The organism is Thalassobaculum fulvum (assembly GCF_014652915.1).
GTDB classification, from domain to species: Bacteria; Pseudomonadota; Alphaproteobacteria; order Thalassobaculales; family Thalassobaculaceae; genus Thalassobaculum_A; species Thalassobaculum_A fulvum.
Window position 1 is genome coordinate 54,351 of sequence record NZ_BMZS01000009.1, and the last position, 19,383, is coordinate 73,733.

22 protein-coding genes and 1 other RNA gene are annotated in these 19,383 nt (G+C 71.6%); 17 read left to right on the forward strand and 6 right to left on the reverse strand.

From position 1 onward, the window contains the following. Nucleotides 1-25 precede the first annotated feature (25 nt). A complete protein-coding gene (locus tag IE246_RS18355; RefSeq protein WP_189992362.1) occupies nucleotides 26-226 on the forward strand; it encodes a DUF4170 domain-containing protein in 201 nt (66 codons plus the stop codon). Between the two features lie 213 nt (nucleotides 227-439). Here the strand turns inward: IE246_RS18355 and IE246_RS18360 are convergent, their stop codons facing one another. Together IE246_RS18360 and IE246_RS18365 are read right to left on the reverse strand one after the other, a co-directional pair. Further along, on the reverse strand, nucleotides 440-1,189 hold the full coding sequence (locus tag IE246_RS18360) for a sulfite exporter TauE/SafE family protein (protein WP_189992365.1): 750 nt from the start codon (nucleotides 1,187-1,189) through the stop codon (nucleotides 440-442). 3 nt (nucleotides 1,190-1,192) lie between these two features. Beyond that, entirely contained in the window at nucleotides 1,193-1,756 is a 564-nt protein-coding gene (locus IE246_RS18365; protein WP_189992366.1) for a GNAT family N-acetyltransferase, read from the reverse strand. A 228-nt stretch (nucleotides 1,757-1,984) separates the two neighbouring features. Between IE246_RS18365 and IE246_RS18370 the strand changes: the two genes are divergently transcribed. After that, a complete protein-coding gene (locus tag IE246_RS18370; RefSeq protein WP_189992368.1) occupies nucleotides 1,985-2,941 on the forward strand; it encodes a PfkB family carbohydrate kinase in 957 nt (318 codons plus the stop codon). Between the two features lie 6 nt (nucleotides 2,942-2,947). Here IE246_RS18370 and IE246_RS18375 read toward each other — a convergent pair whose 3' ends face one another. Together IE246_RS18375 and eda are read right to left on the reverse strand one after the other, a co-directional pair. Continuing rightward, the gene (locus IE246_RS18375) at nucleotides 2,948-3,577 is read right to left on the reverse strand and encodes a glutathione S-transferase family protein (protein WP_189992370.1); all 630 of its coding nucleotides are present in this window, start codon (nucleotides 3,575-3,577) and stop codon (nucleotides 2,948-2,950) included. A gap of 279 nt (nucleotides 3,578-3,856) precedes the next feature. After that, nucleotides 3,857-4,480 (reverse strand): bifunctional 4-hydroxy-2-oxoglutarate aldolase/2-dehydro-3-deoxy-phosphogluconate aldolase, encoded by a 624-nt coding sequence (gene eda / locus IE246_RS18380; RefSeq protein WP_229837372.1) that lies wholly within the window; start codon nucleotides 4,478-4,480, stop codon nucleotides 3,857-3,859. 118 nt (nucleotides 4,481-4,598) lie between these two features. Here eda and ffs point away from each other — a divergent pair. From ffs to argB, 10 genes are all read left to right on the forward strand, one after another. Beyond that, nucleotides 4,599-4,695, forward strand: an RNA gene (gene ffs / locus IE246_RS18385) — signal recognition particle sRNA small type. Nucleotides 4,696-4,748: 53 nt separating this feature from the next. Next, the gene (locus tag IE246_RS18390) at nucleotides 4,749-6,650 is read left to right on the forward strand and encodes a DNA polymerase III subunit gamma/tau (protein WP_189992374.1); all 1,902 of its coding nucleotides are present in this window, start codon (nucleotides 4,749-4,751) and stop codon (nucleotides 6,648-6,650) included. A gap of 7 nt (nucleotides 6,651-6,657) precedes the next feature. After that, the gene (locus tag IE246_RS18395) at nucleotides 6,658-6,981 is read left to right on the forward strand and encodes a YbaB/EbfC family nucleoid-associated protein (protein WP_189992375.1); all 324 of its coding nucleotides are present in this window, start codon (nucleotides 6,658-6,660) and stop codon (nucleotides 6,979-6,981) included. A 40-nt stretch (nucleotides 6,982-7,021) separates the two neighbouring features. Next, nucleotides 7,022-7,615, forward strand: coding sequence for a recombination mediator RecR (gene recR / locus IE246_RS18400; protein ID WP_189992376.1), 594 nt, complete (start codon nucleotides 7,022-7,024; stop codon nucleotides 7,613-7,615). Between the two features lie 92 nt (nucleotides 7,616-7,707). Beyond that, a complete protein-coding gene (rpmH, locus tag IE246_RS18405) occupies nucleotides 7,708-7,842 on the forward strand; it encodes a 50S ribosomal protein L34 (RefSeq protein WP_189992377.1) in 135 nt (44 codons plus the stop codon). 30 nt (nucleotides 7,843-7,872) lie between these two features. After that, nucleotides 7,873-8,298 (forward strand): ribonuclease P protein component, encoded by a 426-nt coding sequence (gene rnpA / locus IE246_RS18410; protein ID WP_189992378.1) that lies wholly within the window; start codon nucleotides 7,873-7,875, stop codon nucleotides 8,296-8,298. Next, on the forward strand, nucleotides 8,298-8,588 hold the full coding sequence (yidD, locus tag IE246_RS18415) for a membrane protein insertion efficiency factor YidD (protein WP_189992379.1): 291 nt from the start codon (nucleotides 8,298-8,300) through the stop codon (nucleotides 8,586-8,588). The genes rnpA and yidD overlap by 1 nt, the downstream gene beginning before the upstream one ends. Further along, nucleotides 8,585-10,330, forward strand: a complete 1,746-nt coding sequence (gene yidC / locus IE246_RS18420; RefSeq protein WP_189992380.1) for a membrane protein insertase YidC — start codon at nucleotides 8,585-8,587, stop codon at nucleotides 10,328-10,330. Before yidD ends, yidC begins: the two co-directional genes overlap by 4 nt. Then, a complete protein-coding gene (gene yihA, locus IE246_RS18425) occupies nucleotides 10,327-10,983 on the forward strand; it encodes a ribosome biogenesis GTP-binding protein YihA/YsxC (protein ID WP_189992381.1) in 657 nt (218 codons plus the stop codon). The genes yidC and yihA overlap by 4 nt, the downstream gene beginning before the upstream one ends. An 82-nt stretch (nucleotides 10,984-11,065) precedes the next feature. Continuing rightward, on the forward strand, nucleotides 11,066-11,974 hold the full coding sequence (argB, locus tag IE246_RS18430; RefSeq protein WP_189992383.1) for an acetylglutamate kinase: 909 nt from the start codon (nucleotides 11,066-11,068) through the stop codon (nucleotides 11,972-11,974). A 37-nt stretch (nucleotides 11,975-12,011) separates the two neighbouring features. Here the strand turns inward: argB and IE246_RS18435 are convergent, their stop codons facing one another. Next, a complete protein-coding gene (locus tag IE246_RS18435) occupies nucleotides 12,012-13,292 on the reverse strand; it encodes a DUF2336 domain-containing protein (RefSeq protein ID WP_189992385.1) in 1,281 nt (426 codons plus the stop codon). Next, on the reverse strand, nucleotides 13,289-14,971 hold the full coding sequence (locus IE246_RS28230) for a sensor domain-containing diguanylate cyclase (RefSeq protein WP_189992395.1): 1,683 nt from the start codon (nucleotides 14,969-14,971) through the stop codon (nucleotides 13,289-13,291). Before IE246_RS28230 ends, IE246_RS18435 begins: the two co-directional genes overlap by 4 nt. 111 nt (nucleotides 14,972-15,082) lie before the next feature. Here IE246_RS28230 and IE246_RS18445 point away from each other — a divergent pair, with 111 nt between their 5' ends. From IE246_RS18445 to IE246_RS18465, 5 genes are all read left to right on the forward strand, one after another. Next, the gene (locus IE246_RS18445) at nucleotides 15,083-15,742 is read left to right on the forward strand and encodes a pyrimidine 5'-nucleotidase (RefSeq protein ID WP_229837374.1); all 660 of its coding nucleotides are present in this window, start codon (nucleotides 15,083-15,085) and stop codon (nucleotides 15,740-15,742) included. A gap of 75 nt (nucleotides 15,743-15,817) precedes the next feature. Then, nucleotides 15,818-16,678 carry a 2,3,4,5-tetrahydropyridine-2,6-dicarboxylate N-succinyltransferase gene (dapD, locus tag IE246_RS18450; RefSeq protein WP_189992400.1) on the forward strand — a complete coding sequence of 287 codons (861 nt, stop codon included), beginning with the start codon at nucleotides 15,818-15,820 and terminating at the stop codon, nucleotides 16,676-16,678. Nucleotides 16,679-16,692: 14 nt separating this feature from the next. Continuing rightward, the gene (gene dapE / locus IE246_RS18455) at nucleotides 16,693-17,874 is read left to right on the forward strand and encodes a succinyl-diaminopimelate desuccinylase (protein ID WP_189992403.1); all 1,182 of its coding nucleotides are present in this window, start codon (nucleotides 16,693-16,695) and stop codon (nucleotides 17,872-17,874) included. 10 nt (nucleotides 17,875-17,884) lie between these two features. Further along, entirely contained in the window at nucleotides 17,885-18,457 is a 573-nt protein-coding gene (locus tag IE246_RS18460; RefSeq protein WP_189992405.1) for a hypothetical protein, read from the forward strand. 118 nt (nucleotides 18,458-18,575) lie between these two features. Beyond that, nucleotides 18,576-19,244 carry a glutathione S-transferase family protein gene (locus tag IE246_RS18465; protein ID WP_189992407.1) on the forward strand — a complete coding sequence of 223 codons (669 nt, stop codon included), beginning with the start codon at nucleotides 18,576-18,578 and terminating at the stop codon, nucleotides 19,242-19,244. Nucleotides 19,245-19,383: the final 139 nt, after the last annotated feature.

The following is a 19,383-nucleotide window of genomic DNA, read 5'->3' on the forward strand; positions in this document are numbered from 1 at the left end:
CGGCCCGAGTAGAGAGGAGGAAGCCATGCCTGAGCGTTACTGGGTGATCGGCGGCGAGTACGAATCGACCGCCTTCGACAAGCTGGTGGACGGCACCGAGCGGATCCTCGGCCCGTACCGCAACCAGGATGCCGCCAAGCAGGCCTGGGAGGACATCGCGGTCGCGACCCGCAGCATCTGCACCGCCCGCTTCACGATCGTCCGGGAGGGGTCGGCTTTCGCCTGACCCCGTCCCTCCCCGGGACGATCGAAGGGCCGGGTCCCCCTCCTCACGCTCGGGGGGCCCGGCCCTTTCTTTTTTTCACCCGCTGCCGGGTGCTCTGCCCCAGTCCTCATCCCGGCCGAAACGGAGTTGAGAGCCGGGACCCGAGACCGGCACATAGGTCCCGGATCGTCCGCGCCTTGGCGCTGCCGTCCGGGATGAGGCCAAGAAGGAAAGCTACCCCAGCGTCGCCCGGCCGATCGCGATGACCGCCAGCAGGAACAGCAGCACCAGTGCGGCCTGCCTGACCCGCTGCTCGGGCGCGATGCCGTACAGCCGGCGGCCGAGCCAGACCGCGCCCTCGACCAGCGGCACCAGGATCAGGCAGCGCAGCGCCAGGTTCGTGTCGACCAGCCCGTAGCCGGCCATCACCGCCAGCGACACCAGGTCGGTGACCAGGAACACCGCCACCGCGGTCGCCCGCAGGGTGGCGGCCGGCAGCGGCGAGGACAGGTACAGCAGGATCACCGGCGGTCCCGGAATGCCGGCCGAGCCGGACAGCAGCCCCATGGCGACGCCGGTGCCGAGCTTCAGCCCGGCCCCCGGCGCCCGCTTGAGGCCGAGCCCGGCGGCGATCGCCAGGGTCGCGGCCAGCACCGCGATGCCGATCCCGAGCCGCATGGCGTTGTCGTCGACCGAGGCCAGGGCCAGCGCGCCGAGCGGGATGGCGGGGAGCGCCCCCAGCACCATCAGCGCGCTGCCGCGCCGGTCGATGTCGTGGCGGACATGCGGCAGCAGCCGGATGCCGGCGAAGATGTCGAGCACCAGGGAGATCGGCACGATCTCGGCCGGCGGCGCCAGCACCGAGACCGAGGTCACCAGGATCAGCGCGAAGCCGAAGCCGGTGAAGCCGCGGACCGTGCCGGCGACCAGCGAGGCGGCGGCGGCGAGCGCCCAGACCTCCGCCGACCAGCCGAGCAGCTCCACCGCTCAGCCGACCCGCAGGCGCCGGTGGGTCACGACGGCGTCGCCGTCGACATCGTCTCCTCGATGACACCTCCAGGGCAGGACGCGCAGGGCGGCGTCGCGCGGCAGGGTGTCGAGGGACTGGCCCGCCAGGTCCTTGACCTGCAGGTGGCCGGCCGTGATCGGCCCGGGCATCGCGATGCCGTACGGCGCCGCCGGCTCGAAGCCGTAGGGCCGGTAGTAGGACGGGTCGCCGGAGACCAGGCACAGCCGCCAGCCGCGGTCGCGGGCGACCGACAGGCCGTGGCCGACCAGCGCCCGGCCGAGGCCCTGGCCGCGCAGCTCCGGGTCGACGGCGAGCGGGCCGAGCAGCAGCGCCGGCCGGTCGAGACCGAGCATCACCGCCCAGAACCGCAGGGTCGCCAGCGGCCGGTCGGTTTCGGGGTTCGCGGCGATGAAGCCGAGGGTCGGGGCGCCGAGCCGCAGCTTGTACACCGTGCGGCCGCGCCGGTCCGGGCCGAAGCCCAGGTCGTTGAGGGTTTCGATGACGGCGCCGTCGGACGGCAGCTCGGAGCGGATCTGGAACATCGTGACCACCTGGCCGGAGAGGGAAGGGCTATCCCCGCTCCGGCAGTGGCCGGGCGGGATCAGACGAAGGCGCGTCGACGCGCGCACCCCGGAGGCGTGACCTGCCGGGGGGTGATTCGTCGTCGCAGCTGATCTCGGCTCGTCGGGGTCATGGCCCGTGATCGTCCTCTGATACAGTGCCGCAACAGGTAGTCGAAACCGCCCCCCGGTGCCAGAGGATTTTCGCGCATGCCCGACACGACGTCGACGCAACCCGGCGAGTCGGCCCCCGCGCGGACGCCGCAGGTGCAGGGCCCCTATGTGCAGTGCCTGGGCGCGGCGACCCTCGACACGGTGCTGCGGGTGCCGGCGATCCCGCCGTACGGCAAGGTGCTGGCCGAGGCCTGCGCGGTGTTCGGGGCCGGCATGGCGTCGGCGGCGGCCGCCTCGATCGCCAGGCTCGGCGGCCGGGCCGGAATCTGGGCGCGGATCGGCGACGACGACGCAGGCACCCGCTGGCGGGCCGACCTGGAAGGCGAGGGCGTCGACGTCTCGGCGGTGCGGGTGGTGCCGGGCCGCCGCACCGCGATCTCGACGATCGTCGTGGACGCCGCCGGCGAGCGGCTGATCGTGCCGTACTACGACCCGGAGATGCCGCGCGACCCGTCCTGGCTGCCGCTCGACAGGCTCGACGGAGCCGCGGCGGTGCTGGTCGACACCCGCTGGCCGGACGGGGCGGCCGCCGCCCTCGACGCCGCCCGGGCCGCCGGGGTGCCGGCGATCCTCGACGCCGACGTGGCCGACCCGGCGGTGCTGCACGAGCTCGCCGCCCGGGCCGACCACGTGGTGTGCTCGGAGCCGGGGCTGGCGCTGCTGGAGCCGTCGGGCGACCCGGCGGCGCTGGCGGCCCGGCTGCCGCAGGCGCGCGTGGTGGCGGTGACGCTCGGGGCCGAAGGGGTGCGCTGGATCGCCGACGGCACCGCCGGCCGCCAGCCCGGCTTCCCGGTCGCCGCCGTCGACACCCTGTCGGCCGGCGACGTGTTCCACGGCGCCTATGCGCTGGCGATCGCCGAAGGCCGGGCGGTGGCCGACGCCATGCGGTTCGCGGCCGCCGCCGCGGCGATCAAGGTGACCCGGTTCGGCGGCCGGCTCGGCGCGCCGGCGCGGGCCGAGGTGGAGGCGCTGCTGGCGGCGCCGGCCGTCTGAGCGCCGTCATTCGTCCTTCGGGAACAGCTCGGCGTCGGTCGCCTGGGCACGCTTGAACGCGGCCCGTCCGGTCAGCCGGCCGACATAGGCGGTGAACACGTCGGTATCGGGGATCAGCTCGAACAGCATGCCCCAGCGCAGGGTCGAGCCGATCACCACGTCGGCGGCGGTGAAGGTCTCGCCCATCAGGTAGGGACCGGTCGCCAGCGCGCCGCCCAGCACCTGCATCACCGTGTCGTAGTCGCCATAGCCGACCGTCGAGCGCGGGCCGGCCTCGCGCTTCATCATGCGGTCGGTCATCGCCGGCTCGACGCAGCCCGGCCCGAAGAACAGCCATTTCAGGTAGGGGCCGCGGCGCGGGTCGCCGACCGGGAGGCTCAGGCCGGCCTCGGGGAAGGCGTCGGCCAAGTGGCAGCAGATCGCCGCCGCCTCGCTGACCGGCACGCCGTCGTGCAGCAGCACCGGCACCTTGCCCATCGGGTTCAGCTTCAGGAACGCCGGCGACCGGTTCTCGCCGTTCTTTAGGTCGACCATCCGCAGCTCGTAGGGGTGGCCGATCTCCTCGAGCATCCAGTGGACGATCGACGAGCGCGACGGGACGGCGTGGTACAGGATCAGCTCGGACCGGTCGTGCATGGTCTGTGTCCCTCGGCGAATGGTTCGGTTTCGACGATCGTCCCGGTCCGTGACGGAGTCAAGAACGGATCGGGAACATTGTGGGGTTCATGATAGGCCGTTGGATCAGACGCCCGTCGCTTCGTGGGTTCCGGATCCGTCCCGCCTGTCGCGGTCCGGTCCGGAATGACGATGGGGAAGACGGCACTCCCTCACCTGTCGTCATTCCGGACGGGCGCGCCGTCCTCGGCGCGGTCGAGCCGGAACCCACGACGCGACGGGCGGGGCGGCGCCTCGCCTCTACCCCCGCAGCGCCGCCGCCTGCCGCGCCAGGTTCTCGATCCGAGCCCAGTCGCCGTCGCGGATCGCGTCGGTCGGGGCCGGGAAGCTGCCGCCGACGCACAGCACGTTCGGCAGCCCGAGGTATTCCGGCGCGTCGGCGGCGCCGATCCCGCCGGTCGGGCAGAACGCGATGTCCGGCAGCACCGGGCGGATCTGGTCGAGGGCGTAGGTGCCGCCGGCCGCCTTGGCCGGGAAGAACTTCAGGGTGTCGAGCCCGGCCTTGCGGGCCGCCATCGCCTCCGACACGGTCTGGACGCCGGGCAGGTAGGCGAGGCCGGCGGCCGTCACCGGCGCCACCAGCTCGACGTCCAGGCCCGGCGACACCGCGAACGCCGCGCCGGCCTCGACCGCCGGGGCGATCTGGGCGCGGTCGAGCAGGGTGCCGACGCCGACGATGGCGTCCGGCACCTCGGCGCGGATCGCCCGGACCGCGTCGAGGGCGGCGGGCGTGCGCATGGTGACCTCGATCACCCGGATGCCGCCGGCCAGCAGCGCCCTGGCGAGCCCCGGGCCGCGGGCCGCGTCGTCGATGGTGACGACCGGGATCACGGGCCCCGCCTTCAGGATGTCGCGGACGTTCATGGCCGAGTCTCCCATGCCCGAGTCTCCGTTCCGGATGTCCCGGGGAAGCTAGGCCGGCCGGCCGTCCGGAACAAGCGACCCTTGCGCCGACCCACCCCCACGTCCTATATGCCGCCTCGGAAGGTCGGCGCGGACGGGCTCCTCGCCAATCCGGTCAGGTCCGGAAGGAAGCAGCCGTAACGAGTTCCGGTCCGGGTCGCTGCCGGCCTTCCGCCTTAATCCTTCATCGTCGGTTTCACCCTCGCCCGCGGCGCCCTATGATCCCCGCATGAGCGACGCCGTCGACAGTCCCGAGGTCACCCGGCCCGAGTCCACTCAGGCCGAGAACGGCACCGCCGAGTACCGGGTGCTGGCGCGCAAGTACCGCCCGCAGACCTTCGAGGACCTGGTCGGCCAGGAGACCCTGGTCCGCACCCTGCGCAACGCCTTCGCGCAGAACCGCATCCACCACGCCTTCGTGCTGACCGGGGTGCGCGGGGTCGGCAAGACCACGACCGCGCGGATCGTGGCCAAGGGGCTGAACTGCACCGGGCCGGACGGCACCGGCGGCCCGACCATGACGCCCTGCGGGGTGTGCGAGAACTGCCGGGCGATCGCCGAGGACCGGCACGTCGACGTCATGGAGATGGACGCGGCGTCGCGCACCGGCGTCGACGACGTCCGCGAGATCATCGAGAGCGTGCGCTACCGGCCGGTGTCGGCGCGCTACAAGGTCTACATCGTGGACGAGGTCCACATGCTGACCCGCAACGCCTTCAACGCGTTGCTGAAGACGCTCGAGGAGCCGCCCGAGCACGTGAAGTTCATCTTCGCGACCACCGAGATCCGCAAAGTGCCGATCACGGTGCTGTCGCGCTGCCAGCGCTTCGACCTGCGGCGGATCGACGTGCCGGTGCTGACCGGGCTGTTCGAGAGCGTGTGCGCAAAGGAGCGGGTGGAGGCCGAGGCCGAGGCCCTGCGGATGATCGCGCGCGCCGCCGACGGCTCGGCCCGCGACGGGCTGTCGATCCTCGACCAGGCGATGGCGCTGGCCACCGGCCCGGTCACCGCGGCCCAGGTCCGCGACATGCTGGGCCTGGTCGACCGCGAGCGGGTCTACGACCTGTTCGAGGCGGTGATGGCCGGCCGCATCCCGGACGCGCTCGACGTGCTGCGCATGCTGTACGACGGCGGCGCCGATCCGGTGGTGGTGATCCAGGACCTGATGGAGCTGACCCACGCGGTCACCCGCATGAAGGCAGCGCCGAAGGCGGCCGGCGCCAACGATTTGGGCGAGGCCGAGCGCGACCGCGGCCGCAAGCTGGCCGAGACCTTGGCCGTACCGGCGCTGACCCGGTCCTGGCAGATGCTGTCGAAGGGGCTGGGCGAGGTCCAGAACGCGACCACGCCGATCGCCGCCGCCGAGATGGTGCTGATCCGCCTCGGCTATGCCGCCGACCTGCCGGACCCGGCCGACCTGATCCGGCTGCTGACCGACGGCTCCGGCGCGGTCGCCGGCGGTCCGCCTGCCGCGGCTGCCGCACCGCGTGCCGCCGCGGCCCCGGTCGCCACGGCCCCGGCTGCACCGGTTGCAGCCGCACCGGGTGTCCCGACGCCAGCGCCCGAGCCTTCGCCCGGCCCCGACGAGCCGCCGTCCTACGTTACCGAGGGGCCGCCGCCGGAGGACCAGGACGACGGCCTGGCGGCCATGCCGGAGAGCTTCCGGGCGATGGTCGAGCTGTTCCACGCCCGCGGCGAGCCGGTGCTGTCGGCCCAGCTCGCCGGCTCGGTCCACTGCGTGTCCTACGCGCCCGGCCGGGTCGACATCCGCCCGAAGCCCGGGGCGGATCCCCGGCTGACCGCCCAGATGGCGGCGCATCTCGGGCGCTGGACCGGGCAGCCCTGGGACATCCGGGTCTCGCGCGACGACGGCGAGCCGACCCTGCGCGAGCAGGCCGGCCAGGCTCGGGCCGAGCGGTTCGCCCGGGCGGCCGAGCATCCGGTGGTCTCGAAGGTGCTGGAGCTGTTCCCGGGTGCCGCGATCGAGGACATCACCGCCCCGCCGCCGCCGCTCGACACCATCGGCGAGGCCGACGACGACGAAGAGGCGCTTGACGACGTCGACACGGTCGTGCTCGACGACGAGCACGCGGTGGGCGACCAACCCGCAGGCAAGGCCAACCAGGCGTGAGGCAGACATGAAGAACCTCGGCCAGCTCATGAAGCAGGCTCAGGAAATGCAGTCCAAGGTCCAGGAGATGCAGGAGCGCCTGGCCCAGCTGGAGGTCACCGGCATGTCCGGCGGCGGCATGGTCGAGGTCGTGCTGACCGGCAAGGGCGAGGCCCGCAAGGTCTCGATCGACAAGGCCCTGGTCGATCCGGCCGAGGTCGAGGTCCTGGAGGACCTGCTGGTGGCGGCGATCAACGACGCCCGCGCCAAGGCCGACGCGCAGTCCGCCGAGGAGATGCAGAAACTGACCGGCGGCATCAGCCTGCCGCCGGGCTTCAAGCTGCCGTTCTGACGGCGCCCGTCCGCAGACGGATCCGCAAAGGGAGAAGCCGGTGGCCGGCGGCGAGCTCGACCGCGCGATGCAGTATCTGGCGAAGCTGCCGGGACTGGGCCCCCGCTCGGCCCGGCGCGCCATCCTGCACCTGATGAAGCGCCGGGAGTCGCTGATGATCCCGCTCGCCGAGGCGCTGGCCGAGGCGGCGCGGGCGGTCCGGCCGTGCTCGACCTGCGGCAACCTCGACACCGTCGACCCGTGCGGGATCTGCACCGACCCGCGGCGCGACCCGCACACCATCTGCGTGGTCGAGGACGTGGCCGACGTCTGGGCGCTGGAGCGGGCCGCCGCGTTCGGCGGCCGCTACCACGTGATCGGCGGCGTGCTGTCGGCGCTCGACGGGGTCGGGCCGGACGACCTGAACGTCGACACCCTGGTGGCGCGGGCCTCGGACCCGGCGGTCACCGAGGTGATCCTGGCGATGAACGCGACGGTCGACGGACAGACCACGGCCCACTATATAGCCGACAGGCTCGCACCGACCGGCGTGCGGGTGTCGCGTCTGGCGCACGGCGTCCCGGTGGGCGGCGAGCTCGACTATCTGGACGACGGCACCCTGGCGCAGGCGCTGCGGGCCCGGCAGGCGGTGTAGGCCCGGCCGCAGGGACGTTGACTCGCCCCGGCGCAGCCGATATACACCCGCCCTCGCCAAACATGGCAACGTCGACGTGACGGAGACTTCCCGTGAAGCGCACCTATCAACCGAGCGTCCTGGTCCGCAAGCGTCGGCACGGCTTCCGCTCGCGCATGGCTACCGTCGGTGGTCGCCGCGTGATCGCCGCCCGCCGCGCGAAGGGTCGCAAGCGCCTCTCCGCCTGATACCGTTCGACGGCGTCGAACGGTGAAGCGATGCGGACGACCGGCGCCACTCCGCTGCAGCGCCTGCTCCGTCGCGCCGATTTTCTGCGCGCCGCTCGCGGCGTGAAGGCGGCAATGCCAGGCCTGGTCCTCCAGGTCCGCCGCCGCACGCCCGAAGAGACCGGCGACGATCACCGTCCCCGGGTCGGCTTCACCGCCAGCCGCAAGGTCGGCGGCGCGGTGGTCAGGAACCGCGCACGCCGGCGCCTGCGCGCCGCCGTCGTCGACGTGCTGTCGCGCCGCGCCGAGCCGGATCACGACTACGTGCTGATTGCCCGCGCGGCCACCGCCGGGCGCCCCTACGACGACCTGCTGGCCGACCTGGAGCGGGCGCTCGACCGGACCCGGGCGGGCAACCGCAGGGCCGGCGGCAAGGACCGGTCGCCGGAGGCCCGGACCCTGGAGGCCCGGCCGTGATGCGCACCCTGGTCAGTGCGCCGGTCCAGCTGTACCGGCTGTTCATCTCGCCGCTGCTCGGTCCGGCCTGCCGCTACGCGCCGAGCTGTTCGGCCTACGCCCTCGAGGCGATCGCCGTCCACGGGCCGTTGCGTGGCTGGGGGCTGGCGCTGCGCCGCCTGCTCCGGTGCCATCCCTGGGGCGGTTCCGGCTATGATCCGGTGCCGCCGCTGTCGGCTTCCGACCTCGACCGCCTGCCCACCCTGCCCACCCTGCCATCCCGCGGCCTTACCGACGGACTGCCACGATGACCGACCAGAAGAACATGATCCTCGCGATCGTTCTCTCCGTGCTGATTCTGCTCGGGTTCCAGTTCTTCGTCGAACGGCCGAAATACGAGCAGCAACGGGCCCAGCAGGCGCAGGAGCAAGCCCAGCAGCAGGCCGGCAGCGAAAGCACGGTCCCGACGCCGGGCCAGCAGGCGGCTCCGGGCGTGCCCGGCGGCGCCGGCGGCGCGGCGGCCGGCGTCGGCCGGGACGCGGCGCTGGCCTTGTCGCCGCGGGTCAAGGTCAGCACGCCGAGCGTCCAGGGCTCGATCGCGCTGAAGGGCGCGCGGATCGACGACGTGGTGCTGTCGAACTACCGGGTCGCACTGGATCCGGCGAGCCCGCCGATCCACCTGCTGGACCCGAGCGGGTCCGCGCAGCCGTACTATGCCGAGTTCGGCTGGGTGTCGGCCGGTGGTGCCGCGGTCGCCCTGCCGTCGCCCGAGAGCGTGTGGAGCGCGAGCGCCGACACCCTGACGCCCGACGCCCCGGTCACCCTGACCTGGGACAACGGCCAGGGCCTGACCTTCGAGCGCACCGTCGCGGTCGATAAGGACTACCTGTTCTCGGTGAAGCAGCGGGTCGTCAACCGGACCGGCGAGCCGGTGACCCTGTACCCGTACGGCCTCATCAGCCGCGGCGGCACGCCCGCGACCGTCGACTTCTACATTCTCCATGAAGGGCCGCTCGGCGTGTTCGACGACACGCTGACCGAGTTCAAGTACGCCGACCTCCGCGAGGACGGCGACGTCAAGAAGACCGCGACCGGCGGCTGGATCGGCATCACCGACAAGTACTGGCTGGCCGCGCTGGTGCCCGGGCAGGGCAAGCCCTGGACCTACAATTTCCGCTACACCGACAGCAATCGGACCGACCGCTACCAGGTCGACTACCTGGGCGAGGCGATGTCGGTCGCGGCCGGCGGCGAGGCGGCCGTCGAGAGCCTGCTGTTCGCCGGCGCCAAGGAGGTCAAGCTGCTCGACCGCTACGAGGAGCAGCACGGCATCGCCAATTTCGACCTCGCGATCGACTTCGGCTGGTTCTACTTCCTGACCAAGCCGTTCTTCTACGTGCTGACGTGGCTGCACGCGCTGCTCGGCAACTTCGGCCTGGCGATCCTCGGCCTGACCGTCATCATCAAGCTGCTGTTCTTCCCGCTCGCCAACAAGTCGTACAAGTCGATGGCGAAGATGAAGGAGCTGACGCCCAAGCTCCAGGAGATGCGGGAGAAGTACGGCGACGACCGCCAGCGCCTGAACGAGGAGATGATGGCGCTGTACAAGCGGGAGAAGGTCAACCCGGCGGCCGGCTGCCTGCCGATCCTGATCCAGATCCCGGTGTTCTTCGCGCTCTACAAGACGCTGTTCGTCAGCATCGAGATGCGGCACGCGCCGTTCTACGGCTGGATCCGGGACCTGTCGGCCCCCGACCCGACCTCGCTGTTCAACCTGTTCGGCCTGATCCCCTGGGATCCGCCGCAGTTCCTGATGATCGGCGCGTGGCCGGTGCTGATGGGCCTGACCATGTTCCTGCAGCAGAAGCTGAACCCGCAGCCGACCGACCCGGTGCAGGCCAAGGTGTTCATGTTCCTGCCGATCATGTTCACCTTCCTGCTCGGCCACTTCGCCGCCGGGCTGGTGATCTACTGGACCTGGAACAACCTGCTGTCGATCGCCCAGCAGGCGATCATCATGCGCCGGATGGGCATCAGGCGGGCGCTTTCGTGAGCGCAGGCGGCCCCGGACCCGAAGCCGAGTTCACGCCGGAGGCCATCGAGGCCGCCCGGGTGCTGTTCGCCGCCGAGTGCCGGTTCGTCTGGGCGGCGGCGACGGTCGACCAGCTGCCGCCGATCGGCCTGCCGGAGGTCGCGTTCGCCGGCCGTTCGAACGTCGGCAAGTCGAGCCTGGTCAACGCCCTGACCGGGCGGAAGACCCTGGCGCGCACCTCCAACACCCCAGGCCGCACCCAGGAGCTGATCTTCTTCGACCTGGGCGGCCGGCTGCAGCTCGTCGACCTGCCGGGCTACGGCTACGCCAAGGTCTCGAAGACCAAGGTGCAGCTGTGGACCGACACCCTGTTCGCCTATCTGCGCGGCCGCACCAGCCTGCAGCGCGTGAACCTGCTGATCGACTCGCGCCATGGCCTCAAGGACAGCGACCTGCAGGCCATGGACCTGTTCGACCGCGCCGCGCTGTCCTATCAGGTGGTGCTGACCAAGGCCGACAAGCCGAAGTCCCCGGAGCTCGCCGCGGTCATGGAGCAGACCGCCGCCGCCCTCGCCAAACGTCCGGCGGCGCATCCGGTGATCCGCCCGACCAGCAGCCTGACCGGCGCCGGCATCCCCGAGCTGCGCGCCGAACTCGCCCGGTTCGCGGTCTGACCGGCGCCGCGACGCCCTCGGGCTTGCACGGCGGCGCGCAATTGGCTCTATTCAGCGCAACCAAGAAAACGGGGCAGCTGCGATGAAGCCGATCGACCTCACGCGCCGGGAGGAATGGCTCTCCAAGGCCGACATCCTGACCGAGGCGCTGCCGTTCATGCGCCGCTACAACGACAAGACCGTGGTCGTGAAGTACGGCGGCCACGCCATGGGCAACGACGAGCTGGCGCTGCAGTTCGCGGCCGACATCGTGCTGCTCAAGCAGGTCGGCATGCACCCGATCGTGGTGCACGGCGGCGGCCCGCAGATCGGCCGCATGCTCGAGCGGCTGGCGATCAAGAGCGAGTTCGTCGACGGCCTGCGGGTCACCGACAAGGAGACCGTGGAGATCGTCGAGATGGTGCTGTCGGGCGCCATCAACAAAGGCATCGTGGCGGCGATCAACGCCGCCGGCGGCCGGGCCATCGGCCTGTCCGGCAAGGACGGCGGCCTGATCCAGGCGCGCCAGCTCCGCCGCACCAAGATCGACCCGGACAGCAACATCGAGAAGGTGCTCGACCTCGGTTTCGTCGGCGAGCCGGTGAAGGTCGAGGGCGACATGCTGCATCGCCTGGTGGTCCAGGACCTGATCCCGGTGGTGGCGCCGATCGGCGCCGGCGCGAACGGCGAGACCTTCAACATCAACGCCGACACCGCGGCCGGCGCGGTCGCCGCGGCGGTCGACGCCAGCCGCTTCCTGCTGCTGACCGACGTCGCGGGCGTGCTCGACAAGGAAGGCCGGCTGATGCCGGAGCTGACGGTCGCCGAGGCCCAGGCGCTGATCGCCGACGGTACCATCTCGGGCGGCATGATCCCGAAGATCGAGACCTGCATCGACGCGGTACGTGGCGGCGCCGAGGGCGCGGTGATCATCGACGGCCGGGTCCAGCACGGCGTGCTGCTGGAGCTGTTCACCAGCCACGGCATGGGTACCTGGATCAAGGCCGAGTAGGGCCCGGCCGAAAGCCGGTCGCCGGCCGGCCGCGCCGCTATTCGGTCCGGCCCTCGGCGTACATCTGCACCTGCCAGTCGAGCTGCTCGTCGTCCAGCGGGAAGCGGGCGCCGACGCTTGCCCGCAGGGTGTCGCGCGGCTCGATGTAGGCGAGCCGCAGCTGCAGCTGCTCGGCGAACTCCATGGTCATGCCGGCCTTCCAGGCCAGCGCCGTCACCACCTTGGCGCTGCCGGAGCTCATCATCGAATGCACCACCGGCTCGGGCAGCCCGGAGCGCACCGACAGCGCCGCCATCACGAAGGCGCGCCGGCCGGCGGTCAGCGCCTCGGTCAGCGACAGCTCGTCCAGCTCGCCCTGGCCGTACAGCGACAGCGCCCGGGTGCGCTCGGCGCTGGCCGGCGTGCTGCGCGTCCCCTCCTCCTCGATGCGACGGCTCATCGCCTCGGTCAGCCGGGCCGACGCTTCCTCGTCCAGGTCGGTGCGCTGGCGCAGCTCCTCGACCAGCGCGATCGCCACGAACCGGGCGAGCTTGCCGACGTGGCCGGCCGACAGCTTCGGGCGCGCGACCAGCGGCGCATGCCAGCTCGGCTTCTCGGGCGCCATGTCGATCAGCCGGTCGAGCGTCGCCTCGCGGATCTGCGCCGATTCGTTGGCCAGGAGGGCGGCGATGGCGGCGTCGTCCCCGCTCGAGGCGACCGCGTCGGAGACCCGCGACGACACCCCGCGACGGCGCGAGATCGAGGTCACCGCGCCGGTGTTCGCCGGGCTCCCGACGATGCCGATCAGGAAGTCGTCGGACAGCAGCGGCGAGTGCTCGAGCACCGGGCCGGCGACCTCGTGCGCGGTGTCGCGGGCCAGGACCTCGATCACCCGGCGCACGACCTCCGGCGGCGCGCTCTCGGCGTCCTTGACCGCTTCCGCGAGCCGCTGCCGGACCTTCTCGGCGGTGTCCAGGGCCAGGGCCTCCAGGGCCTCGATGGTGATCCGGCGATGCTGCGCCCGGCGCTCGTTCTTCAGGCCGGCGACATCCGACCCGATGCGCTGCGCGACCGAGGCCCGGACGGCCGCGTCGTCGTCGCGGGCCAGGAACTGGTGCGCGTGCCGGGGGGTCTCGGGATTGGCGGCGATCGCCCGTCGCACGCCGACGTCGTCGTCCTCGGCCAGATAGAACAGCAGCTCCGGCGCCAGGCCGGGGCGCTTGGCCAGGGCCCGTCGCGCGGCGGCGTCGCCGCTGCGGGCGATCCTGGTGGCCTCCGCGTGGGCTATCGGGTCGGCGACGGCGTCTTCGGCGCGCCGGCGAGGCTGGATCTCGGTCATCGGCTGTGTCGGCGTTCCTGTGTCGAGGCGGTGGTGCCGGCGGGTGCCGCGATCCGGTACCAGCCCTTTCCACCATGCTTGATTTCGTACATCACGGCGTCGGCCCGCGCGACAAGCTCGTCGCGGGTCTCTCCGGAGCCGGGATCCACCACCGCCATGCCGATCGACAGGCCGAGCGGATGCTCGGGGCTGCCGGAGAACGGCAGCAGCTCGCGTACCGATTCCAGGATGTTCTCGGCCCGGTCCGGGGCGTCCTCGATGCCGACCCCCTCCATCCAGACCGCGAACTCGTCGCCGCCGAGACGGGCCACGAAGTCGCCGGGCGTCGCCTGGCGCTTGAGGATGTCGGCGACCCGGATCAACGCCCGGTCGCCGACCTGGTGGCCGCGGGTGTCGTTGACCTTCTTGAAGTTGTCCAGATCGACGTAGGCCAGCGTGCCGGGGCCGAAACCGTGGCGGCCGAGCCGGTCGCCGATCGCCTCGTCGAACGCCCGCCGGTTCAGCAGGCCGGTCATGGCGTCGGTCGAGGACAGCGTGCGGAGGTGCTCGTGGGCGGCGACCTGCTGCAGGGCGATGCCCAGCTGGTCGGCGACCTCGACCAGCAGGCCGACCTCCTCCTCGTCCCAGAACGCGCCGGTGCCGGCGCGCCACAGCACCACCGTGCCGTTCATCTCCTGATGGTAGGAGAGCTGGTGGGCGAGGGCGGCTCCCTCCTCGATCTCGGCGACCACCGGCTCCCGGGTGTCCACGATCGCCTCGCGCAGGTCGTCGACGACGCGCTCCGGAACGCTCTGGCCGATGCCGACGGCCAGGTCGAGGCCGGCGCCGGGAACGATTCGGTAGAGCGCGCAGCCGTCGGCCGAGAGCGCGCGCGTCAGGGCCTCGGCGGCGGCGTCGAGCATGCGGTCGGGTTCGATCTCGTCGCGGATCGCGCGCACGATGTAGGTGGTCAGCCGCTCGCGGCTGCGGGCTCGGGTCAGCGCGGCGTCGCGCAGCCGGGCCTCGGTCATGTCGCGGCATACCCCGCGTGCACCGCTCCAGCGGCCCTTGTCGTCGAACAGCGGCGCGGCCGAGGCCTCCAGCGTCGACACGCCGCCGTCGGCCCGCCGGAACCGGACCTCGACGCCCTGCACCGGCTCGCGGGTGTCGAACGGGCTGACGATCTCGAGCCCCTCGGGGACCACCAGGAACTGCCCGGCCGGCCGCCCGACCAGCTCGTCCGGGTCGTAGCCCAGCGCCCCGGCGGTCGAGACGAACACGAACTGGCCGGTCGGCCCGGTTTCCCAGGCGAAGTCGGAGGAAATCTCCACCAGGTCCTTGTAGCGCTGGCGCGAATCGACCAGCGCGGCACGCAGGTTGTGGTCCAGCGAGACGTCTCGACCGACCAGCAGGGCGAGGTGCCCGCTCACCGGGATCGCCGCCAGATCGAGGGTGCTGCCGGTGTCCTCGTCGGAGATCTTGAAGCTCTGCGAGCCGGTACCGGCGGTGACCGCCGCCACCATTGCGGTGACGGCCGGCAACTCGCCGCCGAGGAACCGGTGGGCGAACGGCGCGCCCGGGATGTTGCGCGCCAGCACGCCGCCGTCGGTGCCGACCAGGAGGACGGGGCCCGGATGGTCGGCGAGCGGCCCGTCTTCGATCAGGTGGACCAGATCGGCAACCGACCCGTCTTCACCCATTTTCGTCGCCTCCAGCACCTTGTCCAACCGGCTCTCGGGCGCCACTCTAGCGGTACGTCCGTTAACAAGCCATTGTGGCAAATGCGATCTGAGCCGTTCGATCCACGCACCGTGGATACCTGGATCTTCGACCTCGACAACACGCTGTATCCGGCGCGCTGCAACCTGTTCGTCCAGGTCTCGGAGCGCATGACCCGGTTCATCCAGGACCGCTTCGACCTCGAGGCCGGGCCGGCGAAGGACCTGCAGCGCGACCTGTTCCGGCGCCATGGTACCACCCTGCGCGGGCTGATGACCGAGCACGGGGTCGAGCCCGGGGCGTTCCTCGACTACGTCCACGACATCGACGTCACCCCGGTCGACCCGTCGCCGCGCCTGGATGCCCTGCTGGCGGCGCTGCCGGGCCGCAAGCTGGTGTTCACCAACGGCTCGGTGCCGCACGCCGAGCGGGTGATGGACCGGCTCGGCGTCACCCGTCATTTCGATTCGGTGTTCGACATCGTTGCCGCCGGCTACGTGCCGAAGCCGGACCCCGGTCCCTACGACCGCCTGGTCGACAGCGCCGGCATCGTGCCGGAGCGGGCGGTCATGATCGAGGATATGGCCAAGAACCTGGCGCCGGCGGCGGCGCTCGGGATGCGCACGGTGTGGCTCAGGAGCGATCACGACTGGGCGCGCGACGGCGCCGAGGACGACCACGTGCACCACGTCGCCGAAGACCTGGTGACGTTTCTGGAAGGTCTCCCGTGCGCCGGCGTCGAGCCGCGTTGACACCCCTCGGGTGCGCCGCCATTGTGCCTCGGATTTCCGCCTGTTTCACACCTTGGACAGCCGACGACGGGACCGATGAGCACGAGCCAACTGCAAGCTGTGATCGACGCCGCCTGGGAGAACCGGGCCGAGATCGGCATCAACACGAAGGGCGAAGTGCGCGACGCCGTCGAGACCGCGCTGGACGGCCTCGACAACGGCAGCCTGCGGGTCGCCACGCCGAAGGGCGACCACCAGTGGGAGGTCAACCAGTGGCTCAAGAAGGCGGTGCTGCTGTCGTTCCGGCTGTTCGACATGGAAGTGATCCCGGGCGGTCCGGAGGATTCCGAGCGCGGCCCCGCCGGCTGGTGGGACAAGGTGCCGTCGAAGTTCGCCGGTTGGGGTGAGAACCGGTTCCGCGAGGCCGGCTTCCGGGCCGTGCCGAACTGCGTGGTCCGGCGCTCCGCCTACATCGCGCCGAGCGTGGTGCTGATGCCGAGCTTCGTGAACGTCGGCGCCTACGTCGACAAGGGCACCATGGTCGACACCTGGGCGACCGTCGGGTCGTGCGCGCAGATCGGCAAGGACGTGCACCTGTCCGGCGGCGTCGGCATCGGCGGCGTGCTGGAGCCGCTGCAGGCCGACCCGGTGATCATCGAGGACAACTGCTTCATCGGCGCCCGCAGCGAGGTGGTCGAGGGCGTGATCGTCGAGACCGGCGCGGTGCTGTCGATGGGCGTCTACCTCAGCAAGACCACCAAGATCGTCAACCGCGAGACCGGCGCGATCACCATGGGCCGGGTGCCGGCCTACTCGGTGGTGGTGCCGGGCTCGATGCCGGGCAAGCCGCTGCCGAACGGCCAGCCCGGCCCGTCGCTGTACTGCGCGGTGATCGTCAAGCAGGTCGACGAGCAGACCCGCTCGAAGACCTCGATCAACGACCTGCTGCGCGACTGAGCGAGGACGCGGTCATGGCGGAAGCCGGCAGCGGAGGCGGCGACAGTACCGGCGCGCTCGACCCGGTCGAGGTCGCCGGGCGGCTGATTCGCTGCCCGAGCGTCACCCCGGCCGAGGGCGGCGCGATCGACCTGCTCGAGCAGCTCCTGGCGCCGCTCGGCTTCGCCTGCCACCGGCTGCGGTTCGAGGCGCCGGGTACCGACCCGATCGAAAACCTGTACGCCCGGATCGGCACCGGGGGCCCGCATTTCTGCTTCGCCGGCCACACCGACGTGGTGCCGGTCGGCGACGCCGCCGCCTGGACCGTGGGGCCGTTCGAGGGCGAGGTGCGCGACGGCCTGCTGTGGGGTCGCGGGGCCGCCGACATGAAGGGCGGGATCGCCGCGTTCGTGGCCGCGGCGTCCCGGGTGATCGCCGAGAACGACGGGACGGTGCCGGGCTCGATCAGCCTGCTGATCACCGGCGACGAGGAGGGCCCGGCGGTCAACGGCACCACCCGGGTGCTCGACTGGATGGAGGCCAACGGCGAGATCCCCGATGCCTGCGTGGTCGGCGAGCCGACCAACCCGCAGGTGCTCGGCGACATGATGAAGATCGGCCGGCGCGGCAGCCTGACCGGCCGGCTGACCGTGCACGGCACCCAGGGGCACGTCGCCTATCCGCACCTGGCGGAGAACCCGATCCACCACCTGCTGCGGATGCTGGAGCCGTTCGCCCATGGCCAGCTCGACGAGGGCACCGCGCACTTCCCGCCGAGCACGCTGATGGTCACCACCATCGACGTCGGCAACCCGGCGACCAACGTGGTCCCCGCCCGGGCGACGGCGGTGTTCAACATCCGCTTCAACGACGCCCACACTTCGGAGTCGCTGGAGCGCATGCTGCGCGCCAGCTTCGACCAGAAGGGCGCGCGCTACGAGCTGACGACCGAATGCTCGGGCGAGAGCTTCGTGACCGAGCCCGGCGCGCTGAGCTCGCTGGTCGCCGACGCGGCCGAGCAGGTGACCGGGCGCCGGCCCGAGCTCAGCACCACCGGCGGCACCTCCGACGCCCGCTTCATCAAGCGGCTGTGCCCGGTCGTCGAGTTCGGCCTGGTCGGCCAGACCATGCACAAGGTCGACGAGCGGGTGCCGGTCGCCGACGTGCGCGCCCTGACCGACATCTATGCCGCCATGCTGCGGCGGTTCTTCGCCTGACCGGGCCGACATGGCCGCGCCCGACCGGATCGAGGTCGCGACCGCCCTGTACGGGGCGTGGCGGCTGATCCGCGGCGACTCCGGAGGCACCGCCTATTTCCGGCCCGGCCGCGACGGGTTCTGGGCCGCCGCCTGGGCGGTCGTGCTGGTCGTCCCGGCGCATCTGCTGACCCTCGGCCTGCATGTCGCCGGCAGCGACACCCTGGAGTTCGGCCTGGAGGATGCGGTCCGCGAGGCCGAGATCCTGGTGGTCGGCTGGTTCGGCTATGCGTTGCTGGCGTACTACGCCCTGCGCGCCTTCGGCCGGGTGCAGCGGTTCGACGGGTACATGACGGCGTATTTCTGGACCACCGTGCCGCTGGTCTACATCGAGACGCTGCTGAGCCTGATCCGGGCCGTCGACCTGTTGCCGGACGGGCTCGACCGGGTGCTGGCCATCGGCCTGCTGGTGCTGTTGCTCTGGACCCGCTGGTTCGTGGCCCGCACCGGGCTGGCGATCAACGGCGGCGAGGCCGCGGCGGTGGTGTTCGCCACCCTGTTGTTCGACTTCTTCGTCAGCAAGACGCTGTCGCCGCTGCTGTAGCGGCCGGCCGTGCCGTGCCGCCGTGCCGGCGCGCTGTTCGGTCGCGCTGTTCCGCCGCGCTGTTCCGCCCTTGCGGTTCCTGCTAGCGTGAAGCCCTCCGCCCGTGTCAAACGTCGGCATGCGCACGCTCTTTCATCTGGCCCTGTCACCGCAGTCGCGTCTGGTTCGTCTCGTGCTCGGCGAGAAGCGGATGGAGGCGCATCTGCGGGCCGAGCCGATCTGGGACCGCCGCGAGGAGTTCCTGGCGATCAATCCGGCCGGCGAAGTCCCGGTGCTGGTCGAGGACGACGGCACCACGATCGCCGGCGCCACGCCGATCGCCGAGTACCTGGAGGAGGTCTGCCCCGAGCCGCCGCTGCTGCACGGCGACCCGGCCGAGCGGGCCGAGATCCGGCGGCTGGTCGCGTGGTTCGACCGCAAGTTCGACCGCGAGGTGACCGAACTGCTGGTCGGCGAGAAGGTGCTGAAGCGGTTCCTCGGCATCGGCGAGCCGTCCAGCGAGGCGATTCGGGCCGGGCACGCCAACATCCTGATCCATCTGGACTACATCGGCTGGCTCGCCGAGCGGCGCGCCTGGCTGGCCGGCGACCGGTTCTCGCTGGCCGACGTGGCGGCGGCCACCCACCTGTCCTGCGTCGACTATCTCGGCGACGTTCCCTGGGAGCGCAACGCCGAGGCCAAGGACTGGTACGCGCGGGTCAAGTCGCGGCCGAGCTTCCGCCCGCTGCTGGCCGACCACGTCTCCGGCCTGCGTCCGGCCAAGCACTATGCCGACCTGGATTTCTGACCGGGCGTTGCGGTTCGCGCTTGCATGAGTCGGCGGTAATATAGCACCGTCCAGCGCCGCGACGCGCGAAGCGGGGCGAATGCCCGATTAACGCTTCGGTAACCAGGCGGTCCTACCCTTCGGGAAGACCGCGAGAGAC

Excerpts from the sequence above, each read along its gene's own strand:
- IE246_RS18370 (WP_189992368.1), top strand. The coding sequence starts at position 1,985 with ATGCCCGACACGACGTCGACGCAACCCGGCGAGTCGGCCCCCGCGCGG.
- IE246_RS18375 (WP_189992370.1), bottom strand. The coding sequence starts at position 3,577 with ATGCACGACCGGTCCGAGCTGATCCTGTACCACGCCGTCCCGTCGCGC.
- eda (WP_229837372.1), bottom strand. The coding sequence starts at position 4,480 with ATGAACGTCCGCGACATCCTGAAGGCGGGGCCCGTGATCCCGGTCGTC.
- IE246_RS18460 (WP_189992405.1), top strand. The coding sequence starts at position 17,885 with ATGGCCGCGCCCGACCGGATCGAGGTCGCGACCGCCCTGTACGGGGCG.
- IE246_RS18355 (WP_189992362.1), top strand. The coding sequence starts at position 26 with ATGCCTGAGCGTTACTGGGTGATCGGCGGCGAGTACGAATCGACCGCC.
- IE246_RS18435 (WP_189992385.1), bottom strand. The coding sequence starts at position 13,292 with ATGACCGAGATCCAGCCTCGCCGGCGCGCCGAAGACGCCGTCGCCGAC.
- dapD (WP_189992400.1), top strand. The coding sequence starts at position 15,818 with ATGAGCACGAGCCAACTGCAAGCTGTGATCGACGCCGCCTGGGAGAAC.
- IE246_RS18465 (WP_189992407.1), top strand. The coding sequence starts at position 18,576 with ATGCGCACGCTCTTTCATCTGGCCCTGTCACCGCAGTCGCGTCTGGTT.
- dapE (WP_189992403.1), top strand. The coding sequence starts at position 16,693 with ATGGCGGAAGCCGGCAGCGGAGGCGGCGACAGTACCGGCGCGCTCGAC.
- argB (WP_189992383.1), top strand. The coding sequence starts at position 11,066 with ATGAAGCCGATCGACCTCACGCGCCGGGAGGAATGGCTCTCCAAGGCC.
- yidC (WP_189992380.1), top strand. The coding sequence starts at position 8,585 with ATGACCGACCAGAAGAACATGATCCTCGCGATCGTTCTCTCCGTGCTG.
- yidD (WP_189992379.1), top strand. The coding sequence starts at position 8,298 with ATGCGCACCCTGGTCAGTGCGCCGGTCCAGCTGTACCGGCTGTTCATC.
- IE246_RS18390 (WP_189992374.1), top strand. The coding sequence starts at position 4,749 with ATGAGCGACGCCGTCGACAGTCCCGAGGTCACCCGGCCCGAGTCCACT.
- IE246_RS18365 (WP_189992366.1), bottom strand. The coding sequence starts at position 1,756 with ATGTTCCAGATCCGCTCCGAGCTGCCGTCCGACGGCGCCGTCATCGAA.
- IE246_RS28230 (WP_189992395.1), bottom strand. The coding sequence starts at position 14,971 with ATGGGTGAAGACGGGTCGGTTGCCGATCTGGTCCACCTGATCGAAGAC.
- IE246_RS18395 (WP_189992375.1), top strand. The coding sequence starts at position 6,658 with ATGAAGAACCTCGGCCAGCTCATGAAGCAGGCTCAGGAAATGCAGTCC.
- rnpA (WP_189992378.1), top strand. The coding sequence starts at position 7,873 with ATGCGGACGACCGGCGCCACTCCGCTGCAGCGCCTGCTCCGTCGCGCC.